Raw genomic sequence first — 25,265 nt, 5'->3', positions numbered from 1 at the left:
TTTGTCACTTTCTACAAAAGTACAAAATTATCACATTTTCTAATTATCTAATTGCCTCATTATCTAATTATCTAATTACCTAATTAGTCTTAAGCAAATCAATTCCCAATGCACATCGCAAACAGGCTTTTTGATTGCAGTACTCTTTTTTAAGTTCTAAAAGGGCCTGAGTTTCAAAAGCATTTTTAGCCTTTACTCCAAAGAAATCAAATTTATCGATAATGGCATTGCGCTCCGGTGCTACCTGATTCATAAAAGCAATTAGCTCTTCAGAAATTAATTCGTCTCTCGTGCGTGCATAGGCAAACTGAAGCGGAATGATGGTATTTATGATGAGCAGATCTATAAATGCAGGAGATAAAGCCTTTGGTTTCCTGACACTTTCTTTATCAAACTGGTAATGATTTCGCCAATACGGACTTGCTGAAACCAGAAACAATTGACGTACTTCTGCTACCGATTTTACAGCAATTACTTTTGAAAACAGGTTTTGCTCCCGGTATAAATTGGCCAATTGCGAGAGTCGAATAGTCGGGAAATTATCGGGACGATGTTTAAAAAACTGAACCGGATCGATATGACACTTCTTCACCTGATATTTGTTCAGCAAATAATCATATCTGGTATTTAAGTCGGTAAAATAGACATCTTCTTTCCCGGAATCTAATAAACCTGTGGTTCCAAAAAACAATGCTTCCAGATTTTCAACTTCAAAACTTTCTTTTCTGATCATTGAAAAAGGGAGCGATTTGGCCATTTGCAGAAAAGAATTCGCATTGGTGTTTAATCCAAAATTCTTTGCGAATAACGAGAATAAAACGGCTTCCCAGTCCTGTTGATTTTCTCTGAGCAAATCATAAATGAATTCGGACTTACGTTCTAAACGTTCAAAAAACAGCCTCTCCTGCCAGTTTTTAAAAACGAATGCGTCAATTTTAGCGATGTCTTTTTCGCAAAAAATCCATGATTTTGGTGTTAACAAGGCATTGTAATTTGAAAGTATCTCCGCGGCCGTATACTCCTTTAAAACCAAAACCGGAATCTCGGTATTGTTTTTACCAAAAATTTCGGTGTCGTGCTCCCAAACCACATGCAAAATTACATTGTGATAGGCCGGGTCCTTTTCGTGACCATGCACATACCAATCTGAAGATTTTAGATGTATTTCGATATTACCAGCCCATTTTTGATTGCCTATTATAATTTGCGCATTAAAAAAATCCGGTCCCGAAAGCCCGAGATAATCGCCAGTTTTAATAATAGTGAGCGGCTCATTTTGAGTAGTTCTTAAATTCAGGGTTTCAAACTTTCTGAATCTCCAGAGATAATGAAGAAAATCTTCTTTCATGTTTAGGCTTATACGATGGTTTGCAAAGCTCTAAATTAATAAAAAATACTATTTATCTTACAAAATATATTTTATTTTAACAGATACAATCTGGCACAGGCACGTGCATCTGATAATGCTTCATGATGATTTAACTGAATTTTCATCTCGCGGCAACAGTCACTCAATTTAGTTGGTTTGAAGCCTTTTGCTTTGTAAATTTTAACCGTACACTCCCACTTAGCTGCAATATTCAAATCCTCATAATTCAGTCCGTAAAGCGCCATTGATTTCATTAGTACGTTGCGGTCAAAACTTTCATTATGTGCCACGACCACTCTGTTTTTTAATCTTTTTTCGATTTCGGGATAAACCTGTACAAAAGATTTTGCAGCAACAGTATCTCGCGGATATATACCATGAACCTGAATGGTGAAGGGATTGTACTGATTGTTTGGCGGCTTGATGAGTGTAACAAATTCGTCTACAATTATTCCGTTTTCTACCGTTACAATCCCAACCGAACACGGATGGTAACTGGTTGCAGTTTCAAAGTCTATGGCGGTAAAGTTCATATGCTGTGTTATAGGAGTAAAAAAATCCATAAATCTAATTGTTTCCAACCAGATTTATGGATTTATAAATTTATTAAAAAATTGCTTTATTTTATTGATCCGATAATATCATATTTTGTAATGATATGATGATTTCCGTTTTCAAGATCTACTAAAACAGCGTCATTTTCTTTGGTAAATAACTTAGATACCTCTTCAATTGGAGTTCCTAATTTTACAATTGGGAAAGGTTTCCCCATTACTTCTTTAATTGGTTTTTCGGCAACGTTTTTATCGGCAACATAACTTCTGAATAAGTCTGTTTCGTCAACAGAACCCACAAACCCGTTGATATCTACTACCGGAATTTGCGAAATTTTGTATTTACGCATACGCTCGATTGCGTGAGAAACTAGTTCTTCGGTACGAACAACGATTAATTGTTTATCGATATGATCTTTTATAACATCCTCGGCTTTTGTTACATTTTCTTCCAAGAAGCCACGTTCGCGCATCCAGTCGTCATTAAACATTTTACCTACATAACGGCTTCCTGAATCGTGAAATAATACTACTACCACATCATCCGGCTTGAAATGTTCTTTTAGCTGTAACAGTCCTTTTATACAGGCTCCGGCAGAGTTTCCAACAAAAATAGCTTCTTCCAATGCAATTTTTCTGGTGTAAACAGCTGCATCTTTATCGGTTACTTTAGTGAATCCGTCAATTAAAGAGAAGTCAACGTTTTTAGGCAAAATATCTTCTCCAATTCCTTCTGTGATGTACGAATAGATTTCGTTTTCGTCAAAAATTCCGGTTTCATGGTATTTTTTAAAAACAGAACCGTAGGTATCAATTCCCCAAATTTTAATGTTTGGATTTTTTTCTTTCAGGTATTTTCCAACTCCTGAAATCGTTCCTCCTGTTCCTACTCCCACTACAAAATGCGTGATCTTTCCATCGGTCTGTTTCCAGATTTCTGGTCCGGTTTGCTCATAATGTGCCAATGAATTAGACATGTTATCGTATTGATTCACATACCATGAATTTGGTGTTTCACTAGCCAGACGTTTTGAAACTGAGTAATAAGAACGTGGATCTGTAGGCTCCACATCGGTAGGACAAACGACCACTTTAGCTCCTACTGCACGCAGGATATCCATTTTTTCTTTAGACTGTTTGTCTGATATTACACAAATCAGTTTGTAGCCTTTGATGATGGCTACAAGTGCCAATCCCATTCCTGTATTTCCTGAAGTACCTTCAATAATGGTTCCTCCTGGTTTTAATCGGCCATCTGCCTCTGCATCTTCAATCATTTTCACGGCCATTCTGTCTTTAACAGAATTCCCGGGATTAAAAGTTTCGACTTTTGCCAATACCAGCGCATCTATTTCAGCAACAATTTTGTTGAGTTTTACCAATGGTGTATTACCGATTGTTTCTAAAATGTTTTTTGAAAAGTCCATTTCTATTTGAATTTTAATATTTGGTTTTTAAAAATATGAGACGCCTAATTTTATTGGAAGAAGTTCCAAACCAAACCAAATCGGATCACAAAATCGCGATAAGGATTATTAGGTGCCGAATAATAATCGCCTTTTGAAAATAAAGCGTTTATGTGTTCTGCTTTTAAATAAAAGCGGGTTTGACGAATTCTGGCATTTACAAAAAGATCGAATAACGGGTAACCCCCTATCTTTTTGTTATGCTGAACAAAAAATTCTCCGATAACCGGATTATAGTCGTTTCCGTAATATTTTGTAAAATAATTAAATACTACTCCAGATTGCATGTACAATGCTTTCTTAAAAAAGTGTCCCGAATAATAGAATGTATTTCTGGTTACGAAATCGGGCACATTTAAAATCAGATCTGATTGTTCTACTTTTTGATACAAAAGTGTATTGTCTAATGCAAATCGCCCAAATTTAAACTCACGGCCTGCTTTAATTTCAAGGTAATTAATAGCACTACCGTATTGAGCCGGCTTAATAATCTGAGTATGTGCCGCAGTCTGAATATCCGAAGATTTGTCTTCAAAATACAAATGATCGTTTAGAACGGTGTATTGCACTTCTGCGTTTACCCAGGGTGTGGCAACACTGGCACTAAGCGAATTAATTTTTTCGTTTTTAAAATTATTCGACCAGTTGTACTCGGTGTAGCTGCTTTGGTATAAATTGAAGTTGTTGTTTGGCAATTTATTGATGTTACGATATCTAAAATCAAACTGAATTTTATCATTCATGTCGTATCTTAATTTCGCATCTAAATTAGAAAGCGACTGATTGGTAATGGATCTTGAATACAAGAAACGACCGTTCCATTTGTTCTTTTGATATTCGTATTGCCCTCCGAAATTATTAATCTGCAAAAATAAATTATCCGGAATGACTGTTTTGTCCTTATGGATTATAATTCTTCCGTATTCATAATTTGATCTGTAATCGTCTACGAAAAAATTAAATTTTCCTAAAAGAGAATTTTCGTAGGCAAGTCCAACCTTATTATATAGTCTTTCGTATTTTGTTTTATCGTTAATCCCACTAGTAACATACGAATCTCCAAATCGCTGAACCAGTGTATTACCAACATTTGAAGTTAATGTCGCCTGAGTGTACTCAAAAAGTTTATTTTCGTAATTAAACTGGTGCGTTACATATAAATTATTGTTTCCGTTTTTCGGATTTACTCGGAATGCATGATCAAAAAACAAACGTCTTCCTTTCAAAAAAGATTTAGCATCTGTTAGGTATACTTGTAGCCTTTGACGGTTTTTATAATCCTTATTATCGCTTTCAAAATCTGTGGAAGTTGTAATCCCTCCATTTTCTTCATTTGAAATGTCCTGATACGTATAGTGAGCATTTATGGCATACCTTTTATCTGTTGTGGCATAACTGGTGGTGAATCTGAAATTTCCTGCACTTACCAATTGGTTTATATAATCTCCTTCTGAGCGTAAGCCTTTGTAAGCGATAGAAAAGTTAAGATTTTTTGAGGTGTTTAACGTAATAAAGGAGTCTACGTTCTGACCTTTATTGATGGTGGTGTTAAAAAACAATTCAGTAAAAGGAGTTGCCGCCGAATAATAACGAATCTGATCGGCTTCCATATAATTAAAATGTTTACCGCTAAAACCAATTTCCGGGTAAGGAGAAAAATTCGTTAAACTGTATTGCAGTGTATTAAAAGTTTGTCCGATGTTTGAGAAAGCCAAAAGCCCGAAATCATCTTTTCTAAGATGATTTTGTTTGTAGGCGCTTTTTAAGGTTAGCGAGGTATCTACGTAAGTGGTATCGTGCTCCAATGTGATAATCTGATATTGATCTATGGTAGCAATCTTGGCTTTTTTCTTTTTTACCGTATCAGTTATACTTGAATATTTGGTGTTCATGTCTAAGTTATTTTTAGATGCAGTTTTTTCCTGAGAAAATACTAAAGTTGGCACAACTAAAAGATATAGAAAAATGAATATTCTCATTTGATGGTTTTATAGGTAATTATTACGACAAAATTTATCAGGCAAAGGTAAAAGATAAAAACGTATAAAAAAACAAATCATTGTTATCTGGATTCTTTTTCAAACCAAACTGTTGAAACAAAAACCCCCAATCAAAAAATTGATTGAGGGCTTTCAAAAAAAATCAAAATATTTATCTTAATTCTACCAGTCTGGGTTTTGTCCTAGACCTGGATTAGTTTGCATTTCAATTTGTGGTATTGGCCAAATAAATTTATAATCTGCATAAGGAAGAGCAGGAACTCCATAAGGACCTGTATAAGGTGTTCCTAAAGTGTATAATGCAGCAGCTGGTGCAGCATTAGCCAATTTTGCAGGTACACCATTAATTGCTACAGCTGCAATTGGATCTCCTTGAAGTCTGCTAATATCAGACCATCTGCGTCCTTCCATTAAGAATTCGATTCTTCTTTCGATAAGAATACCAGCAACCAAATCAGCTGGTGTAGCAAAAGAAGCAGCAGTATAAGCCTGTCCAACCGGATTAGCCGGAGTTGCTACAGGATTACCCAATGCTCTGTTTCTTACAGAGTTTAATAAAGTAAGAGCTACTGTAGTGTTTGACAAACGAGCCTGAGCTTCTGCCATATTCAATACTACTTCAGCATATCTGATAACCGGAGCAGCATCTGTTAAGTTTGTAATGTCAGAATATTTGTTAGTATATTTTCTTCCAGCTACAGTTTTAATCATAACTCCCTCTTCTCTTCTTTTATCATCCGCTAACCATTTGCTATTTCTCCAAATAATAGGGCTAATATTTACTAAAGCTCTATTGTTCAAAATACTAGCCAAACCTGCATTAACTCCAGGGTTAGCTGTAGCTGAATGCTGAATAGAGAAGATAGATTCTGTATTAGACAAGTTACTTGCAGGAACAAATACGTCACCAGGTTTAGCAGTCAAAGTGTATACACCATTTAACTTAACACCTTCAGTAATTACGTTTGCCCAGTCTCTTTTTTGAAGATATACTCTTGTTTTGAAAGCGATAGCTGCAGATTTAGTTGCTTTAGCCACTACTCTACCTCCTGCAAATCCATTTGATGTGATCAATTTTTCAGCATCATTCAAATCTGCAATTACTTTATCATAACATTGAGCAACTGAGTTTCTAGGTTTTACGTTTTCAGCATCAATTTCTGCCTGAGTGTTAATACCAACTTCTCTGTAAGGAATACCCGCGTGAGTAGCACCTGGAGTGTGGAAATAAGGTCTTGCAAAATAGTTTAACAATTCAAAATGTGTAATTGCTCTTAAAAATTTAGCTTGTCCGATATAGTCATCACCAACTGCTTTAGTGATAACACCTTTTGCAACAGCGTCAGTTGTACCTTCGATCATTAAGTTACATCTGTTGATTAATCTGTAACCATCAACCCAGTAGTACACGTTGTTAGCCGATGTAGGATCATACGTTTGAGTATAAGTAAGCTGATAAAAAGTTGCGTTATTTACAGCATCTTCTCCCATACATTCTCCTTGTTCAACAAAAGCAGCTCCCCAAACATAACCTCTACCTCCGTTTGAAGTTCCACTGTTATAAGTACCAATAGCAGCTGCGTTATAAACACCATTCATATATGTTTCGATATAAGCAGGCGTTGAAAAGGCAACATCTGTAGGAACGTTATTTACAGGAACAAGATCTAATATCTTGTCTTCTGAGCATGAGTTCAGCCCTAAGACAACTACAGATAGTAAAATTGATTTTATTATATTTTTCATATTTTTCATTTTATAAACTTACATTAAGACCCACTGATATCACTTTAGAACGAGGAGTACCGTTAATATCTACTCCAGACGTTTCCATCTCTGGGTTAATACCTTTATAATCAGAGATCAACCAAATATTTTGTGCCTGAACATAGATTCTAAAGTTATCCACTTTTAATTTATCTAACAATAATTTTGGTAAAGTGTAACCTAAACTAATATTGTCAAGTGAAATAAAGTCTCCTTTTTCAACAAAACGTGAACTTGCATTTCCAGAAAGGTTAGTAAATGTATTAGAACTAGCCCATAATCTTGGAGTCCATCCGTCTCCAGGATTGTCAACACTTTGCCATCTTCCTAAAATCTCTGTTCCGTTATTGTTAAAGTTTTGGTTCATTAACTCTCTTCTTGTAGAGTTGAAAATTTTATTTCCTCCACTAAATCTGAACATGAAACCAAAATCAATATTTTTATATTTCATTGTAGAACTTACAGATCCGTAATAAGTTGGAAGTGTATTTCCTAAAATAACTTTATCAGTCGCAGCACTTAAAGTCGCCGGAGTTGTCATATTAGCAGGATTGCTTGGATCGAATGCAAAATAAGTTGAAGATGCAAGATTTCCTTGTACTAAACTTCCATCCGCTTTATAGTAAACCGGGTTACCATTTGCTTTGTTAACTCCCCAATATTTAAATCCGTATAATGAGTTCATAGACTCACCTTGTCTAAGGATCAAGTTAGGTGCAATATTAGTATCAGAAGAAGTACCTCCAATAATATCCTGACCGTCTACTAATTCAGTTACAACGTTTTTAGACAATGTTAAGTTAGAAGATACATCCCATTTAAAGTTTTCATTATTGATTGCTTTAAAGCTTACAGCAAACTCATACCCTTCGTTGTACAATTTACCAATGTTTTTGTTAGTTGTATTAAACGGAATACCTAAAGAAGGTGAAACCGGTACAGCCAAAATTAACTTGTCGATATTATTTCTGTAGTAATCAAATCCGATAGTTAATCTGTTGTTGAACAATCCAACATCAGCACCAAAATCGATTTTTTCACTAGATTCCCATTGAAGTACTGGGTTTCCAAATTGAGAATAACCAATACCATTTGTAGGTCCGTAAGGAGACGGAGCTGTTAAATCCATGTATGGGTAGTTTCCAATTTCAGTATTTCCAACTTTTGAGTAAGAAGCTCTAAGTTTGAAATCAGAAAGTGTATTGCTGATAGGCTGCATGAAATCTTCTTTCGAAACTGTCCAACCTGCAGAAACTCCAGGGAAATTAGTCCATCTTTTATCTTTTCCTAATTTAGAGATACCGTCTCTTCTGATCGATCCTTGTAGGAAGTATTTCTCTTTATAGTTGTAAGTGAAACGACCTAAGTAAGACATGATACCATTCTCAGTGATAGATCCACCTGAATCTTTAGTAATATAAGAGTTGGTAACAAGGTTTTTATCGTAGAAATCACTGATGATATCACTTCCCTGACCAAAGAAATATTGGTATTTTTGTTTTTGGTATTCCGCTACTGCAGTTACACCAATATTATGATTTTCTGCAAAAGTCTTTTTATAGTTTAAGATATTTTGCCAGTTCCATCTTGCATACTCTGTGTTATCATTGATTAAATAACCGTTTCTTGAACGACCATCACCATGAACCGGGTTCCAATATTGGAATCCACCAGTGATAGAGTTATCAGCACTTACCTGAAGTCTGTAGCTTAAATCAGAAGTAATTTTAGCATTTGCAAAAACATTCAATAAAGTTCTGTTTACTTTAGAATAGTATTTGTTGTGATCTAAAGCATAAACAATATTCGTAATGTTATCTCCTACAGGATCTGTATTATCCCATTTTCCAACTGTATTAGTTCCCAATGGTAAAGTTAAGTTATATCCAGTTGGGTTAGCAGCATCGTAAATTGGAACGTTAGGTAACTGTCTGATCGTGTTGAAAATGTTCCCTGAAAGTCCATTAGAACTAGTATTTAAACCATTGTATTCTGTTCTGGTAACACTTAAATTTGTACCAATACTCAACCATTTATTAATATCCTGATCAATATTCGCTCTAACAGAATATCTTTTCATGCTATTCGCTAAATTGATACCATCCTGATCAGTATATCCAAGAGATAAATAATATTTCGTTTTATCAGAACCTCCGCTAAAAGAAAGGTTATGTGTCATTTGAGGAGCATTTCTCAAAACTGCACCTTGCCAGTCTGTATTATACGTACTTCCAACAGCCCAAGGAGCTTGTCCTCTGTTTGTTCTTTTCTCGTTAGCAATAACTAAGAAATCAGGAGTTTGTAATAAATCGTATTTTTTTGCAGCACTAGCCACACCAAAATTAGTTGAATACGTTACTTTTAAACTTCCTTTTTTACCGCTTTTTGTAGTAATTAAAATTACTCCATTTGCTGCTCTCGAACCGTAAATTGCAGTTGCAGCACCATCTTTTAAGATATCAAATGACTCGATATCATCCGGGTTAATGTCTGCTAATCCATTTGTATTAGCTGAACCTCCGATATCTCCTGAAAGAATAGGCATACCATCTACAACGATTAATGGATCAGTTCCACTTGAAATAGAAGCAATACCTCTAATTCTAATTTTTGGAGCTACTCCAATAATTCCACTATTGGTTACAACCTGAACCCCTGCTGCTCTACCGGCTAATACACCCTCGAAACTTGGAGTTACAAGATTAGAAATGTCGCTTCCTGCAATTTTTGAGATCGAACCAGTTACTTCCTTTCTCTTTTGAACACCGTAACCTACAACTACAACCTCATTCATTAATTGAGCCTCTGACTCTAATACAACATTTACTGAATTTGAAGAACCAACAGTTGCTTGTTTATTATTCATACCTACATATGAAAAAACTAACACATCACCTGTCTTTGCTTTGATAGAATAACTACCGTCAAAATCAGTTTGAGTACTTACTTTTGATCCTTTCACAAGAACATTTACTCCCGGAATAACCCCTGTTTTATCAGAGACCTTTCCAGTCACAGTTCTCTCCTGAGCAAAAGAAAACTGCATAGATAACGCCACAACCAGCGTAAAAATCCATTTAAATTTTAATTTCATTTTAATTTATTTTGAATTAGTATGGCGCAAACATCTTAATTATTTCTTAAAACTCCAAAAGTTTTTAACTTAATTTTAATCTAAATTCCTAAACATCTCTCAATATCCATCACAATTTATTTAGATTTTATTCTTTTTAATAGCAATATTCCTTAATTTTTATTAAAAATATAGATTTATGTAAATTTAACACTTAACAGGCTTTTAACAATTAAGCCCGCAAATAAACAAAGCTGTTAAAAAACGGTATCTGCTTTTGCGAACATCGTTTTTATTGCCTTTTTTTTTATCTTTTCCATAAATTCAGCCTATTTTTAAAAAAAGATTTTAAATGCTATTCACAAAAAATTGTAATATTTTTGATCTTACTATAAAAAAACACAAAATGCTTCAAAAAAATTTTTCAAAATACCTTTTAGAAACCGGAACTGACGAAGCAGGTCGGGGATGTTTGGCAGGTCCTGTAACTGCAGCAGCCGTAATTTTACCAGCTGATTTTGAAAACCAAATTCTAAACGACAGTAAACAATTGTCTGAAAAAACAAGATCCCTGTTAAAACCTGTTATAGAAGAACAAGCCATTTGTTTTGCCGTTACCCATTTACTTCCTGACGAAATCGACGAAATAAACATCCTAAATGCTTCGATGAAAGGAATGCAGGAATGTGTTTTGAAGTTAAATCCTACACCTGAATTTATTATTGTTGATGGAAACCGTTCGCTGAATGCAAAACTGGGGCTTAAGAATACTGTTGGGAAACAATTTACCACAGCTGAAATCGAATTGCTAAAATCGATTCCTAATCAAAGTATCATAAAAGGAGATGCGAAATTTTTAAGTATTGCTGCGGCTTCTGTTCTTGCAAAAACCTATCGTGATGAATACATGGATCTGATTCATGAAGAATTTCCAATGTACAACTGGAAAAAAAATAAAGGTTATCCAACAAAAGAGCACCGCGAGGCTATTAAAAAGTATGGCACTACAAAATACCACCGAATGTCTTTCAGATTACTGCCTACTCAATTGGAATTGTTTTAAAGGAACGACATCCTAATTTTAGCCAGACACCAACAAATTGCTGCTCAACACGCCAAAACACGAAGACAGAACCAATACTAACGATCACTTTTTCAAAATAATAACTCAAAAAAACGGATTAAATTGGGTCATTTTTTTTTGTTAAAATCTCTTCGCTTTGTTATCTTTGATTTTCAACACAAAACTAACCACATGAAAATCAAATTTTTAACATTATCTCTAATTGCGTGTCTCACCCTGGCGTGCAATTCTAACAAAAAGCAGAATGATGTGACAGATAGCACTGATTCGCTTGTATCGACCCCAACTACTCAAACCCCTTCGACAGCAGCAACAAATAAATTCGACAGTAATGCTATCCCGGTTTCAGACAAACCTCTTGGTGCTTTCCCTTACTTTAACCTGCCTGAAAATTACGAAGGCACTCCAAAGAATAATACAGCAGATTACGACGTTGCTTATTTTTGGGTAAAAGACCATTTTGAAAAACCGGAAGGAAAAATGTTCTACGCCAGAATTACTGCAAAAGAAGGAAAATCATACAGTGATCTTGAAGTAGCAAAAAATTTAGACGAGTTAATTAAAAGTGTTGATGGGGTAAAAGTATCTGAAATGAAAGTTCCCGCTGATTCCTCTCATACGATTCCGGATAACAACCGCGTTAAATACATGAACGGCTATGGTTTTATAGCCAATGCAATTACCACCACCTACCTTATTCGACGTGCCGACAGAAACATTTGGGTACAGCTTACTCCTGGTGACGATGCTGTATCGGCCGGATGGATGATTCTGGAAACAAAACCTTTTAAAATGACGGCCTCGCTTACCAAAGCAGATGAAATGAAGAAAGAGCTTGATTCTAAAGGTCACATCGCGCTGTACATTAATTTCGACACCAATAAAGCTACTATAAAAACTGAATCTTCGCCTATAGTTGATGAAATTCAGAAATTGCTAACTGCGAATGCCAGTCTTAAAATTGCTATTGAAGGTCACACCGATAATACCGGGGTTGCAGCACAAAACAAAAAGCTTTCGGAAGAAAGAGCAAATGCGGTAAAAACGGCTTTAATCGCTAAGGGGATAAATGCAGCAAGATTGCAAACAAAAGGCTGGGGTTCTGACAAACCTATTGCCGACAATACCAGTGAAGAAAACAAAGCAAAAAATCGCAGGGTAGAAATTGTAAAATTGTAATACCCCTCAAAGTTTTAATTTGCGATATCTAATAAAAAATCATCCAACTGATTTAGATCAGAGGCAGATGGTTTAAAAACAACAAATGAAAACGGAAGATTCCTGTATTGTTTTCATTTGTTGTTTTCTTCTATGTAAAAAACTAAAATTGAAATTTATATCCAAAATCAGGTGAAAAACCAATTTGATCTTTTTGGTTCACACTATTGGTTAATCGGTTGTATTCCTTCGTAAAAATATTGGTATGGTTGGTCACGTTTTGAAGGTCGATGTAAAACTGATGAAATCTTTTCTTGGTTTTGCTGTTGAATTTAATTCCGAATTTAACATCCAGTCTTAAATAAGGATTGTACTGTTTGCTAAAGGCATTTGCATCATCTCTAATTTCATAGCCCGCATTATTGGAAGCAACCAGATCGACGGGTGTGTAATAACGTCCTCCGGCAGTTGTGAATTTGGTATCAATCGAAAAAACATTTTTCTTTGCCTTCCCTATTCTAAATTCTTTTCCCCCCAACAGGTTAACAATATATCCGTTATTAAAAGGGGAGTTTCGCTCTATACCATCGCTTCCTTTATATTTACTTTCAAAAAGCGAAGTGGTAAACAAAGCATAATAGCCCTCACTAAAGAATTTCTCGACGGTAAATTCAATCCCCTGATTGTATCCACTTCCTTTACTGACCAAAGAAGTTTTATCAATAGAATAACCAAAATCGGCTCCTTCCGTTAAGGTCGAATAACTGCTTGGAAAAGACTGCACTCCTGCCTTGCTGATATCCTGATAATAAAGCTCTACTTTTCCCCTCCATTTTCTGGCCAGTCGCACATCATAGCCCAAAACATAATGCTGACTTTGAACCAAATCCAGATTCTTGTTGGTCTGAACCTGACTACCGTTTACGAATTCATTCAGAAATAGTATTGGAACGGCAACGCTTTGATGGTGCAAACCATAACCAAAACTAATGGTGTTTCTCTGATTTACGGCATAAGCCAGAGCGGCTCTGGGTTCAAAAGCAAATTCTTTATTTATAGAAAAGTACTGCCCGTGTATCCCTGCATTAAAAGTTAGTTTTTCGGTCAAACGAAATTGTCCCTGAGCAAAGGGCTGAATAACATTATAATTCCCGTTGTTGTTTATCAGCTGTACAAAGTCGGGATAACCGTCGCCATCATTGTCCTGCTGTCGGTCACGCGAGGACATTTTAGCATCGAGGGTATAATTCTCGAATAACAAACCCGCTCTAAAAGTTGTTTTTTTATTAATTTTAGAATTGAATAAAGTCGAGAACGTAACCCTATTTTCATTGTTATTGATAGCTGTAAAAGGCAAACGATTTTCTGCCGCTGTATTGAAGTCATAATAACGGAAATTCTCGTAGGAGTTATTTGAATTTGAAAAACCGACAATGGTTTTCAAATACGATTTTGTTCCAATGTCCAGATTGTGTTTCAATCCAAACGAAGCAAATCCCGATTTTACGTAGGCATCTTCATCCTGGGCTGCAAAAGGATCTTCCTTGTCTATTTTATCTCCCAGAAAATCAATATCCGACGTTCCGTAGATTCCAAAAAGGGAAAAATTTCCCGCTTTACTTTTTCCCAAATCAACATTAAAACTGATGTCTCTATAATTGGGCTGTGCATCTGTACCCGCTATTCCCAGAACCCCGACAAAGCCATATCTTGCAGACGCTACAAACGAACCTCCTTTTTTTCCAAGCGGCCCTTCTGCCATAAATTCGACTCCTGGATAAGCACCGGCACTCAGCATGTATTCGTAATCATCGGGATTTCCTTTGCGGAAGCTCAGATCAAAAACACCTCCAATTGCATTTCCATACTCCGCCGGAAAGGCTGATGTTAAAAAATCAGAATTGGCCAAAAGATTTGGATTCAGTGCCGAAATGGGTCCTCCGGTAGTTCCCAATGTTGAGAAGTGATTTGGACTTGGAACCGGCATTCCTTCAATTCTCCACAACATTCCCGATGGCGAATTCCCACGAACCACAATATCATTTCGGCTGTCATCTCCGGTAGAAACTCCGGCAAAATTAGAAACCAAACGTGCCACATCGCTCCTTCCTCCGGCATAACGATTGACTTCTTCTGTAGTAAACTGCTTGGTCGATACTAAGGCCATTTTGTTAATCGGTTTGGCTTTATTAGAGCCTGATGACACTATAATTTCATCAAGGGTATTGAATTTTTCGATCATCGAAACCGTTAACAAATTATCTTTTCCTGTGGTGATATCAAGATCCGAAACAGAAGTGTTTTCATAACCTTGAAAGCTAAAACTCAGACTCTGTCGCCCCAAAGGGACATTCGCCAGTTTAAAATTACCATCCGCATCTGAAGTGGCATTTTTCTTCTCGTCGCCTATCAGGAAAACAACAACTCCAATAAGTGGTTTTTCGGATTGCTTATCGATAATTTTTCCTTTTACAGTTCCCGTCTGAGCATAGCTCAACACCCCTAAAAGGCTTATAATAATCAAGAATATTCTTTTCATTTTTATTTTGCTTTACAGTTATAAAAGCAAAAGTAAAGAGCTGAATTTTCTTAAAAATTGACTTGGGTTAAGATTTACTGTTCAATGTAATTCTGGTTCTGATCCGACTTAAACTTTCCGGTTGAATTCCCAGATAACTGGCGATGTGTTTTAGCGAAACTCTTTCGACTACTTTTGGGCAGTATTTTACAAACCGCAAATAACGTTCTTCGTGCGACAATAAAGACATTGCCATATTTCTGCCCGTTAATCCTTTGATGGTTCTTTCCATCATAATGCGTAGGAAAGAGTTAAACACCGGATATTCGGAAACCAGTTTTTCAAAATCATGTTTGTAGGCCAAATACAGCACGCAGTCTTCCAGCGCTTCGATATTCAGCAATGAAGGTTTGTTGTATAAAAAACTCTCAAAATCAGAGTACCAGTCATTTTCAAAAAAGAAGTTTCCGGTAGATTCAACCCCATCAAGCGAGTAATAATACCGAATGCAGCCCTCGGCAATAAATACTCCAAAATTACAAACGTCGCCTTCCACTAAAAGATGTTCGTTTTTTTTGATTTTCTTTAGTTTAAGTATGTTTTTAAAGGCCATACTTTCCGTTTCATTAAATTCCATAAATCGGGACAGGTCTGTAATTACATTTTGCATGATATCGGGGGTTTTTAGAAAGAAATGGTTTAATAGATAACTAAAACTATTCAAAAAAATTGCCTTAAACAGCTCTAAAGCAGAAATATAACAAATTAGCTACATACCACCTTTTCCTGAAACATTTCTTTAAGCTGGCTGGTCCATTCTGAAATATTTTCGTCAGAAGCTCTGTCGGCCTTATCAAAGTAAAAATGTTTTTGAACTTCCAATCCGCAGTATTTAAAAATTCCGAAGTCTGAGGTTAAGGCCAAAGCTTTATCCATTCCGATGGACTCGTATTCTGCATTTGATTTCCCGTGCGAATTGATTATGACAGTTTGTTTCCCGGTCAACAGCCCTTTTTGAATCCCCTGATCGTAGCGATAGGCAAATCCATAACTAAAAACCCGATCGATATACCCTTTCATGATCGCCGGCATTCCGGTCCACCAAATTGGGTAAATAAAAACAATACGATCGGCCCAGCTGATAAAATCCTGTTCTGTTTTTACCTCGTCGGCGATTTCTCCCATTCTTTGCCCACTCATATCCTCCAGGGATAAAACCGGATTAAAATGGATGGCGTTTAAATCGCGTACGATAACTTCTTGCCCTGATTTCTCAAGATTTTCTACAACAATTTGTTTGAAGTAATGGTTTAAACTAGCTGAATTGGGATGTGCGTAAACAATTAAATTTTTCATGTTTTATGTTTTTTAAGATTGAACATGACAAATGTAAAACTGCTGATCCGATCACAATTGTAAGAAAACGAAAAGGGGCTATTCTGTCTTTGAGTTACAGATATCGTTTTGAAATTTCAGGAATTTGGTTGGAGAGATGTTCATATAATGTTTAAAATCATGTATCAACTGACTCTGATCATAATAACCGCATTGCTCAACAATGGCAAGCCAATCTGTTTTAGAGCTTTTTAAAATATCTTTTTGAATTGCTTCTACTGCTTTTAAAAAACGTTCGTAACGGCTAATTTCTTTGATGGTATAACCAAAAAACTTCTTTTGATTGAGTTGAATGTTTCGTTCTGATTGATTTGTTTTAGAGGCAATCGCTTTTATCGGATTGATGTTTTTTGCTCTAAAATCGCTTAAAAGAGAGGTAATGGAGTGCTGTTCCCGCAAATAAGGCCTGCAAAACTCTAAAATATGATCTACCCGCTCTTTTGGATCCGAGAATTCTTTTAGTTCCTCCCATAAAGCGGTAAAGCAATTTTCGGCCATCAAAGTATCCGGGTGAACCGGCAAAGAATGGGTTAAAAGCGCATTTCCAAAGAACCGATAGAAAGCATCTTCTTTGAAGTTGGCTACCAGAATCTCCGAATCAGGATTTAAGGTGTAATCAAAAGCCTGTTTTATTGGGCCTAAAACAATACATCGTTCTGCTTCCAGAATCGTATTTTGCTGTGATTTTAAAGATGCTCCTTTTCCAAAAACAAAGACTAAGATCGTCTGAAAACTGGGTAATAATGTTTTGGTTACCGGAATATCGGTTTTATTCTCTGCAAAGTAAAAATGCGAGAAAACGGTATCAAATGCTGAAGGAACAGCAATTTTATAATTGTTATTTTCTTCAGCATCTGCCATACTTTTTTATATTTCGAAAGCCTGTTTAAACAAACTCTGCTTCAAACAAACGGGTTAAATGTTTTATGATTTTTGCTTTTACTTCTGCTTCGTCTACTTTTTCAACACCAAGTTCTACCTGCAATGAAGTCACACCTTTACCGCGAATTCCACACGGAATAATGTTATCAAAGTACCCCAAATCGACATTGACATTTAAAGCAAATCCGTGCATGGTTACCCAGCGTGAAGCGCGAACGCCAAGCGCACAAATTTTTCTGGCAAAGGGAGTTCCGACATCTAACCAGACTCCGGTTTCTCCATCACTTCGTCCGCACTTTAAACCATATTCTTCTAAAGTGAGGATAATCGATTCTTCAAGAAAACGCAAATACTTATGAATATCGGTAAAGAAATTTTCCAGATCCAGAATGGGATACCCCACAATCTGTCCTGGTCCGTGATAGGTAATATCGCCACCACGATTGATTTTATAAAAGGTGGCGCCTTTGGCCTCCAATTGTTTTTCATTTAAGAGTAAGTTCTCGAAATCACCGCTTTTTCCCAGTGTATAAACATGCGGATGTTCTACAAACAACAAGTAGTTGGGTGTTTCTAAATCAAGCTCTTCTCTTCGGTTTCTGATTTTTAGGTCGACTATGTCTTTAAAAAGTTCTTCCTGATATTCCCAGGTCGATTTATAGTCTTTACTTCCTAAATCCTGAAGTTGAATTTTTTTATTCATTGTAATTATTTTTCAAACTCAACATCAAAGTTAAGCTTGTCAGGATTCTCCATATAATCCGTGAAAGGGTATTGAATTGTAATTGTTTTTCGGTCTTCACTAAACAAAGCCGTCGGATTTGAGACTTTTTTAATGCGTTTTGGGAAATGGTATTTTATCACATAAGTAGAGGATGAAAAAACCATTTTTGACATTTCGGCGGTTGAATCCTGTACTTTTGCGGCCAGTTTTTGTTTGTCGACTATAGCTTTACGGCTAAATTTCTTTCCGTCATAATTGTAGTTTACTTTACTGCTGTTATCTCCGAAACCTCCTGAAAAAGGTGTTGAAGCATCTGCTCCTCCTGTCAGTTTTTGAAGGGTGTTGATGGATTGTAATATGTCGTGTAATTCGTTTACATTTTTAAAATTTTCTGAAAAGTCCATCAGAAATTCTTTTTTCTCCTCGTTCGTTTTAATATTAACCACAAGGTCTTCCAGTTTTTTAATCTCACTTTGAGCTTCAGGAGATAATTTTGAAATGCTTTCGCTTTTATCCGCCAATAATTGTTTGAAGGTAAAAGTAGAATCTACATTTTTTTTGGCATCAGCTCCCAATTGATCGCCTATCTGATTCCCTGCCATTGCCATTAAAGAAGAACCGTCCATGTTTAAAGAGAACTTTCCGGTTCCGTTATCATTCACATAAATGCTCTCGGTAAAGGTGCAACTTGTCAGTGTTGCTACTAAAAAAGAAAAGCTAAGTAGTTTGTATAATCTCATCGTGGTTAATTTTTTCTCAAAGATACGAAGTTTGGCGGATTCTCAGATTGTTGGATTCTTAGATTCTTAGAACCTAAGAGCCATAGAAAAAAATACAAGCAGATAAGGAGACAAAACTCCCTTGAAAACCCGAAAATTACTGCTTCAAAAAATCTAAAATCAGCATTCTGAAATCTACATTCTTTTCTTTATCTTTGCACACTTAAAAAAGAGCACAAAATGGCACTATCAGAACAAGAAATCATCCGAAGAGAAAAACTTCAAAACTTACGCAACTTAGGAATCAATCCTTATCCGGCTAATCTTTTTCCTGTAAATCATACTTCAAAGCAAATAAAGGAGTCATTTGAAGAGGGTAAGAAGGTGATCGTTGCAGGACGTTTGATGAGTGTTCGTGATCAGGGGAAAGCTTGTTTTGCTGAATTGCAGGATAGCGAAGGACGTATTCAATTGTATGTGAATCGCGATGTTTTGTGTGAAGGTGACGATAAAACGTTATACAATCAGGTTTTTAAAAAATTAACCGATTTAGGTGACTTTATTGGTATCGAAGGTGAATTGTTTACGACTCAGGTTGGAGCAAAATGTATTCGTGTAAGCGGTTTTACTTTTTTGAGTAAAACATTACGTCCGTTGCCTTTACCAAAAGTTGACGAGGACGGAAATGTACACGATGCTTTTAATGATGCTGAATTGCGTTACAGAATGCGTTATGTAGATCTAACGGTGAATCAGCATGTTAAAGAGACTTTCATCAAACGTACCAAGTTATTTACCGCTATGCGTGGTTATTTTAACGATGCAGGATATCTTGAGGTTGACACTCCGGTTTTGCAATCGATTCCGGGTGGTGCTTCGGCAAGACCTTTTATCACGCATCATAATTCGCTTGACATTCCGCTTTACATGCGTATTGCAAACGAATTGTATTTAAAAAGATTAATTGTTGGTGGATTTGAAGGTGTTTATGAGTTTTCCAGAAACTTCCGTAATGAAGGAATGGACAGAACGCATAACCCTGAGTTTACAGCAATGGAAATATATGTAGCCTACAAAGACTACAACTGGATGATGGAATTTGCAGAAGGCCTGCTGGAGCATTGTGCTATTGCTGTAAACGGAACTAGTGAAGTTACTTTTGGCGAGCACCAAATTAACTTTAAAGCGCCTTACGCTCGTGTTACGATGACAGATTCGATCAAACATTTTACTGGTTTTGATATCTCAGGAAAAACAGAAGAAGAGCTGTTTGAAGCTGCAAAAGGAATGGGAATCGAAGTGGATAAAACAATGGGGAAAGGAAAACTAATTGATGAAATCTTTGGTGCAAAATGTGAAGGAAATTACATTCAGCCTACTTTCATTACAGATTACCCGAAAGAAATGTCTCCGTTATGTAAAGAACACCGCGATAATCCAGACTTAACAGAACGTTTTGAATTAATGGTTTGTGGTAAAGAAATTGCGAATGCTTATTCTGAATTAAACGACCCAATTGATCAAAGAGAGCGTTTTGAAGATCAAATGCGTCTGGCTGCAAAAGGTGATGATGAAGCAAATGGCATTATCGACGAGGATTTCTTAAGAGCCTTAGAATATGGTATGCCGCCAACATCTGGAATGGGAATTGGAATGGACCGTTTGATTATGTACTTAACCAATAACGCATCGATTCAGGAAGTTTTATTGTTCCCGCAAATGCGCCCGGAGAAAAAACAGACTGTCGAATTATCAGACGAAGAGAAATTTATCGTAGACTTATTGAAAGGAAATGAAAATAAAATGGATCTTCAGCAACTAAAAATTACTGCGAATTTAAGCGGTAAAAAATGGGATGCGTCTATGAAAAACTTATCTAAACACGGTTTGACTAAAGTAGCTGTTGAAGGCGAATTTAAATTTGTGGAATTGGTAGGATAGTTTTTTTAAAAAAATTCAAATTTTGGAAAATCCAAATTCCAAAACTGATTTATAATAATTCAAACCCGACAGGTTTTAAAAACCTGTCGGGTTTATTTTTAGTATATTTTGTATAACTTTGATATTCAAAACTTATGACGATGGGAACACTAGAACTAAAATTAGAAATATTTGACAGACTCAAAAACATTGAGGATATTACTTTACTTGAAAAAATCAGAGGTCTTTTAAAAAACACAGATACTTCTAAAACCTATCAATTAGAGCAATATGAAATAGATGTTCTTAATGAAAGCGAGGAAGACATAAAATATGGAAGAGTTATTTCTCAGGAGGATTTAGACAAGGAAGATTTAGAATGGCTGTCAAAGTAATCTGGACTAAAACTGCTGTTTTACAAAGAAGAAAAATATTGATTTACTGGACTAAAAGAAATAAATCATCTGTTTATTCTAAAAAGTTAATTGCCGAAATTGCACAAAGAGTTCAGTTTTTAATTCTCAATCCTGAAATCTACGTTAAAACAAATTTTCCTCGCATACGGACATCGACATTAGGACATTATAATATTTTCTATAAATTAACTCCCACAGAACTGATTGTAATAGCCTTTTGGGACAATCGTCAAAATCCCAAAACGTTAACTAAAATTTTAAAAAAATAAAAAGTAAACCCGACAGGTTTTAAAAACCTGTCGGGTTTATTATTTAATACAATTTGATTAAAACGAGTACTTCTCCAACTTCTTCCCATCGATATCCAAAACCGTCGTACTTTCTCTTGTAGCTTCCTCTTTAACAACTTCCTGAACAGATGGGTTTGAAGGATATTTTCCATTTTTCAGTTTTAGAAGATGAAATTTTCCTCCGCTTACCGCTATTAAATCATAAAATTTTTCAGTTACTGAAGTGGTTACATAAATCGGGAAATCGGTTACGGTGAAAGAATTGATCAAACTTCCGTCATTATTCAAAATGTATCCTGAGCAGCCTCCGCTTCCACAAAAATAAGGATTGGAAAAACCGACAAAGTACTCTTCCTTTTTATCATTATTTAAATCAAAAGCACTATAATAAAAGAATCTGTCGTCGGCTGTCATGGCTGGCAGATCTTTCTTCAACAATACTAAAAGCTGTTTTCTGATGGTCTCGACTGCTTTATCGTCTTTGTGCGGAGCATCGCTTACGTCTGCTGTTCCTGTTGCTGTTTTTGTTATGGTGTCAGTTGCAATGGCTTCCACAACATTCTCTTCTCCTGTTTTTTCTTTATTCTGGCAAGAAATCATTCCTAAAACTAGAAATGCCATTAAAATTTTTCTTTTCATGTTTTCTCTTTTTTTTATTTTTACGATTCCGTTTCTAAACCCGACAGGTTTTGAAAACCTGTAGCGTTTGTCAATTTAAACCAACAAAGCGGTTTTATTTTCAATAGCATTATCCGTCAATAAAGACTTAATATTGTTAAAGGTAACCAAAGCAATCTGTGTTAAGGCTTCATTGGTAAAAAACGCCTGATGCGCAGTCACCAAAACATTTGGAAAACTCATTAAACGCTGAATGGCATCATCCTGTATAATATCGGCGGAAAGATCTCTGAAGAATAGCTTTTCTTCCTGTTCGTAAACATCAATTCCCAAATATCCTATTTTGCCTTCTTTCAAACCTTCAATAACAGCGGCTGTTTCAATCAATCCGCCACGGCTTGTATTGATAAGCATTACGCTGTCTTTCATTAAAGCAATAGACTTTTTATTGATAACATGCTTCGTTTGATCGTTTAAAGGGCAATGCAACGAGATAATATCGCTGGACTTGAAAATCTCGTCCAACGAAACAAACTGTACGCCATCTTTCTCCATTTCGGCATTTGTTACGATGTCATACGCCAGAACTTTACAGCCAAAACCTTTTGCAATCTTAGCGAAAGCTTTCCCTATATTTCCCGTTCCGATGATTCCGATGGTTTTCCCAAACAAATCAAAACCTAATAATCCGTTTAGTGAAAATTTTTGCTCCCGAACTCTATTGTAAGCTTTATGTGTTTTTCGGTTCAGCGTTAGAATCATTGCCATCGCGTGCTCTGCAACGGCCTGAGGCGAGTATGCAGGAACCCGACATACTTTGATATTGTACTTTTTAGCAGCATCCAAATCAACATTATTAAAACCCGCGCAACGCAAAGCAATAATCTTCACTCCTTTTTCAGCCAATTGTTTCAACACTGCTTCATTGACGATATCATTTACAAAAACACAAACAATCGAAGCATTTTCGATCAAAATCACGGTTTGGGGATTTAATTGTGTTTCAAAGAAATCCAATTCAAACCCAAAAGCATCATTGTATTTATTGAAGAACGTTTTATCGTAAGGCTGCGTTGAAAAAAAAGCTATTTTGTTTGTATTTACTGTATCCTTTAAACTCATCTTGATTACTATTTTTGAGGTTCTTATCTTCCTGTTCTACTAAATTAAACAATTCTTCTGAAGTAACTTCTGATCCTGAAAAATCAGCTTACTTTAAATATTCTTTTCCATGTGCAACAACCAATCCCTCTTTTGGACAGAGACCCGAAACATCATAACCTAAACATCTAAGAATCTCTAAACCATCTATAACTGCTACTTTATTACCGCCATTCCATCCCATTTTCAAGCCGTATAAAATGCATTCTCTGATATATTTTGGCCGGTTTAAATTGATATTTTCAGTTTCTTTATCAGACACTCTGGTTAACACTACTCCTGTATTTAAAGGGTTTCCGGCATACAAATCTTCCCAGGTAACGAAGCTGATTTTCAATGGAGTTTGTTTATGATCTTCCAGGAATATCGTTATTTCAAATGTTGCCGCTTCTGTATCAAGCGCATATTTAGTAACGCTTTTGTACCAATAAACATTCTCTTCAACTGTAATTTTTCTTAATGCCATACGTTTAAAATGTTACGATTTGAAAAAACAAACGATCTCTTCGTTTCTTTTTTTTAGCAAAAAATCCTCCTAACTTGTTATGCTCTAAACTTCAAATGATCTGTGCTAAACAATAATCCGATTCCGCTGTAAGGGTCTCTCTTAAGATCATAAAAATCATTTACGCCTTCCAGGTCTTTGTACAAATCAGAAATGATCGAAGCAGGCTGAAATCCGTCTATGGTGTGGGCTATAATGGTATCTGCCAGACAAGTCAATTCTTTTGTTGCATTTGCAACTCCCAGATTATTTCCGGTTTCCCAATCCCATACAATCCAGTCCCACTGATGTTTTTTATGCATGCAATCCATCCATAAATACGACAGATTATTGATTTTTATCTTCCCCAGTTCTTTGATTTTCCAGTATTCGACACTTTCAACAATTGCGTTTACTGCCGTATCCGTATCGTCATAAACAAAGTCCGGATTTGAAAGTTGAATAATCTTTACAGCATCCGTTATCCTGGTTGCAATTGTTTTCAACTCCTTTTCGTTGGGTTTCCTTAAAAAAGCAAATTCAATATCCAATCGTTCGAAAGATACTCCTCCAGTTTTAAGCAACATTTCACCCGGAATGCATGCTACAGTAGAATTTTCATCCAAAAATTCGGGATTCGGATCAAACGAAAAGTTCTCGTCCTGATAAAAGCCGGTAAGATATCTTTCCTCGATTTCTTTCAACAATTTATACTGTTCAAAATACAAATCGTCTTTGACTTGCTCTTCACTCGTAAACCGACAAAAATAATCGGGTTGCAGCAGCCAATACAAACAAAGAACTGTTCCTTTATCAAGTGTTTTTTGTTGGATCATCCATTCAAAAGGTTCGATTCCATCATCATAATTCCAGTTTTGCACAAACTGATGCCATTCTGCGGCAGTTAATTTTTGATACGACATTTCTCCGTTTACCGCTTTTAAAACCCGGTTTTTATTTTTTTTGCTAAATGATTCTTCCATTTTTTGATTCTGATGATGGCCGTTCCTGATTTTTAATATTAAAACAAATTTAAAAAACCATTTCTTATAAAAACATGATAAAAAGCATGAACCACCGAAGACACCCCATACCCCTCTAAAATCCAAATAACTAAACTGTTATTCTGTTTAAATTTGTTAAATAATCTATAATTCTGACGATCGGATTAAACCTCTTTAATCCGATAAAGTCTAAACTATATAAACAATTAAAAAACGTACATCATGAAGAAATTACTTATCGCAGCTTTGTTATTCGTTGGAATAGCGAGTTTTGCACAAGAGGCAGATCAAAAACCTGCACGCGAACCAAGAGAAAGACTAAGTCCAGAACAACGCAATGAAAAGAAGTTAAAAAAACTCACTTCGGAACTCAATTTAGATGCCAATCAGCAAGCGCAGATCAAACAGCTTTTAGCGGACAGAAGTGCCAAAGCTGAAAAATATAAAGAAGACCGCAAAAGCAAGAAAGAAAACGGTACAAGCCTGACAACAGAAGACAAAGTTGCTTTTAGAAAACAAATGCTGGATGAACAAGCTGCTAACGATGCCAAAATGAAATCGATTCTAAATGCCGATCAGTATAAAAAATGGACTTCCATTCAGGACGAAAATAAAGAAAAAGCAAAAGAGAAAATGAGAGAACACAAAAAAGCAAACAACTAA

Annotated in this window: 22 protein-coding genes; 6 read left to right on the top strand and 16 right to left on the bottom strand. The window is 35.9% G+C overall.

Features of this window, described 5'->3' with window-relative positions:
• Nucleotides 1-79: 79 nt before the first annotated feature.
• The 6 genes from ACN1CN_RS11480 to ACN1CN_RS11455 all read right to left on the bottom strand — a co-directional run bounded on the left by ACN1CN_RS11480 (nucleotide 80) and on the right by ACN1CN_RS11455 (nucleotide 10,250).
• Entirely contained in the window at nucleotides 80-1,348 is a 1,269-nt protein-coding gene (locus tag ACN1CN_RS11480) for a DUF2851 family protein (protein WP_419135772.1), read from the bottom strand.
• A gap of 71 nt (nucleotides 1,349-1,419) precedes the next feature.
• Nucleotides 1,420-1,902: a 3'-5' exonuclease gene (locus tag ACN1CN_RS11475; protein WP_419135809.1), complete on the bottom strand. Its 483-nt coding sequence runs from the start codon at nucleotides 1,900-1,902 to the stop codon at nucleotides 1,420-1,422.
• A gap of 86 nt (nucleotides 1,903-1,988) precedes the next feature.
• Complete coding sequence (locus ACN1CN_RS11470) at nucleotides 1,989-3,350, bottom strand: pyridoxal-phosphate dependent enzyme (RefSeq protein WP_291285345.1); 1,362 nt, start codon at nucleotides 3,348-3,350, stop codon at nucleotides 1,989-1,991.
• A 50-nt stretch (nucleotides 3,351-3,400) separates the two neighbouring features.
• Nucleotides 3,401-5,368 carry a putative porin gene (locus ACN1CN_RS11465; protein ID WP_419135771.1) on the bottom strand — a complete coding sequence of 656 codons (1,968 nt, stop codon included), beginning with the start codon at nucleotides 5,366-5,368 and terminating at the stop codon, nucleotides 3,401-3,403.
• A gap of 183 nt (nucleotides 5,369-5,551) precedes the next feature.
• Nucleotides 5,552-7,135, bottom strand: coding sequence for a RagB/SusD family nutrient uptake outer membrane protein (locus ACN1CN_RS11460; RefSeq protein ID WP_291285347.1), 1,584 nt, complete (start codon nucleotides 7,133-7,135; stop codon nucleotides 5,552-5,554).
• 10 nt (nucleotides 7,136-7,145) lie between these two features.
• Nucleotides 7,146-10,250, bottom strand: a complete 3,105-nt coding sequence (locus ACN1CN_RS11455; protein WP_419135770.1) for a SusC/RagA family TonB-linked outer membrane protein — start codon at nucleotides 10,248-10,250, stop codon at nucleotides 7,146-7,148.
• A gap of 385 nt (nucleotides 10,251-10,635) precedes the next feature.
• Here ACN1CN_RS11455 and ACN1CN_RS11450 point away from each other — a divergent pair, with 385 nt between their 5' ends.
• Together ACN1CN_RS11450 and ACN1CN_RS11445 are read left to right on the top strand one after the other, a co-directional pair.
• Nucleotides 10,636-11,292 (top strand): ribonuclease HII, encoded by a 657-nt coding sequence (locus ACN1CN_RS11450; RefSeq protein ID WP_419135769.1) that lies wholly within the window; start codon nucleotides 10,636-10,638, stop codon nucleotides 11,290-11,292.
• Between the two features lie 270 nt (nucleotides 11,293-11,562).
• Complete coding sequence (locus ACN1CN_RS11445) at nucleotides 11,563-12,492, top strand: OmpA family protein (RefSeq protein ID WP_419135768.1); 930 nt, start codon at nucleotides 11,563-11,565, stop codon at nucleotides 12,490-12,492.
• Between the two features lie 142 nt (nucleotides 12,493-12,634).
• Here ACN1CN_RS11445 and ACN1CN_RS11440 read toward each other — a convergent pair whose 3' ends face one another.
• The 6 genes from ACN1CN_RS11440 to ACN1CN_RS11415 all read right to left on the bottom strand — a co-directional run bounded on the left by ACN1CN_RS11440 (nucleotide 12,635) and on the right by ACN1CN_RS11415 (nucleotide 18,730).
• Nucleotides 12,635-15,010, bottom strand: coding sequence for a TonB-dependent receptor (locus ACN1CN_RS11440; protein ID WP_419135767.1), 2,376 nt, complete (start codon nucleotides 15,008-15,010; stop codon nucleotides 12,635-12,637).
• A gap of 67 nt (nucleotides 15,011-15,077) precedes the next feature.
• Nucleotides 15,078-15,659 (bottom strand): Crp/Fnr family transcriptional regulator, encoded by a 582-nt coding sequence (locus ACN1CN_RS11435; RefSeq protein WP_419135766.1) that lies wholly within the window; start codon nucleotides 15,657-15,659, stop codon nucleotides 15,078-15,080.
• Nucleotides 15,660-15,754: 95 nt separating this feature from the next.
• Nucleotides 15,755-16,345: an NAD(P)H-dependent oxidoreductase gene (locus ACN1CN_RS11430; RefSeq protein ID WP_419135765.1), complete on the bottom strand. Its 591-nt coding sequence runs from the start codon at nucleotides 16,343-16,345 to the stop codon at nucleotides 15,755-15,757.
• Between the two features lie 78 nt (nucleotides 16,346-16,423).
• Nucleotides 16,424-17,245, bottom strand: a complete 822-nt coding sequence (locus tag ACN1CN_RS11425) for an AraC family transcriptional regulator (RefSeq protein WP_419135764.1) — start codon at nucleotides 17,243-17,245, stop codon at nucleotides 16,424-16,426.
• Between the two features lie 25 nt (nucleotides 17,246-17,270).
• Complete coding sequence (gene lipB / locus ACN1CN_RS11420) at nucleotides 17,271-17,969, bottom strand: lipoyl(octanoyl) transferase LipB (protein WP_264522994.1); 699 nt, start codon at nucleotides 17,967-17,969, stop codon at nucleotides 17,271-17,273.
• Nucleotides 17,970-17,974: 5 nt separating this feature from the next.
• Complete coding sequence (locus ACN1CN_RS11415; protein WP_264522993.1) at nucleotides 17,975-18,730, bottom strand: hypothetical protein; 756 nt, start codon at nucleotides 18,728-18,730, stop codon at nucleotides 17,975-17,977.
• A 219-nt stretch (nucleotides 18,731-18,949) separates the two neighbouring features.
• Between ACN1CN_RS11415 and lysS the strand changes: the two genes are divergently transcribed.
• The 3 genes from lysS (at nucleotide 18,950) to ACN1CN_RS11400 (ending at nucleotide 21,314) form a co-directional block, all read left to right on the top strand.
• Complete coding sequence (lysS, locus tag ACN1CN_RS11410) at nucleotides 18,950-20,650, top strand: lysine--tRNA ligase (RefSeq protein ID WP_017496702.1); 1,701 nt, start codon at nucleotides 18,950-18,952, stop codon at nucleotides 20,648-20,650.
• A gap of 140 nt (nucleotides 20,651-20,790) precedes the next feature.
• Nucleotides 20,791-21,024 carry a hypothetical protein gene (locus ACN1CN_RS11405; protein ID WP_419135763.1) on the top strand — a complete coding sequence of 78 codons (234 nt, stop codon included), beginning with the start codon at nucleotides 20,791-20,793 and terminating at the stop codon, nucleotides 21,022-21,024.
• Nucleotides 21,009-21,314: a type II toxin-antitoxin system RelE/ParE family toxin gene (locus tag ACN1CN_RS11400; protein WP_419135761.1), complete on the top strand. Its 306-nt coding sequence runs from the start codon at nucleotides 21,009-21,011 to the stop codon at nucleotides 21,312-21,314. The genes ACN1CN_RS11405 and ACN1CN_RS11400 overlap by 16 nt, the downstream gene beginning before the upstream one ends.
• A 57-nt stretch (nucleotides 21,315-21,371) precedes the next feature.
• On the opposite strand, the gene ACN1CN_RS11395 is transcribed toward ACN1CN_RS11400, so the two are convergent.
• The 4 genes from ACN1CN_RS11395 to ACN1CN_RS11380 all read right to left on the bottom strand — a co-directional run bounded on the left by ACN1CN_RS11395 (nucleotide 21,372) and on the right by ACN1CN_RS11380 (nucleotide 24,581).
• Nucleotides 21,372-21,974: a hypothetical protein gene (locus ACN1CN_RS11395; RefSeq protein ID WP_419135760.1), complete on the bottom strand. Its 603-nt coding sequence runs from the start codon at nucleotides 21,972-21,974 to the stop codon at nucleotides 21,372-21,374.
• Between the two features lie 75 nt (nucleotides 21,975-22,049).
• Nucleotides 22,050-23,075, bottom strand: a complete 1,026-nt coding sequence (locus tag ACN1CN_RS11390; RefSeq protein ID WP_419135759.1) for a 2-hydroxyacid dehydrogenase — start codon at nucleotides 23,073-23,075, stop codon at nucleotides 22,050-22,052.
• Nucleotides 23,076-23,163: 88 nt separating this feature from the next.
• Nucleotides 23,164-23,580: a hypothetical protein gene (locus tag ACN1CN_RS11385; RefSeq protein ID WP_419135758.1), complete on the bottom strand. Its 417-nt coding sequence runs from the start codon at nucleotides 23,578-23,580 to the stop codon at nucleotides 23,164-23,166.
• A gap of 77 nt (nucleotides 23,581-23,657) precedes the next feature.
• Entirely contained in the window at nucleotides 23,658-24,581 is a 924-nt protein-coding gene (locus ACN1CN_RS11380; protein ID WP_419135756.1) for a DUF4274 domain-containing protein, read from the bottom strand.
• A 243-nt stretch (nucleotides 24,582-24,824) separates the two neighbouring features.
• Here ACN1CN_RS11380 and ACN1CN_RS11375 point away from each other — a divergent pair, with 243 nt between their 5' ends.
• Nucleotides 24,825-25,265: a hypothetical protein gene (locus tag ACN1CN_RS11375; RefSeq protein ID WP_264522988.1), complete on the top strand. Its 441-nt coding sequence runs from the start codon at nucleotides 24,825-24,827 to the stop codon at nucleotides 25,263-25,265.

The sequence above is a fragment of the Flavobacterium sp. T12S277 genome (assembly GCF_048514875.1).
Taxonomy (GTDB): Bacteria; Bacteroidota; Bacteroidia; order Flavobacteriales; family Flavobacteriaceae; genus Flavobacterium.
The sequence above is the reverse complement of the archived record's forward strand: the minus strand, read 5'-3'. Positions and strand labels throughout refer to the sequence as shown.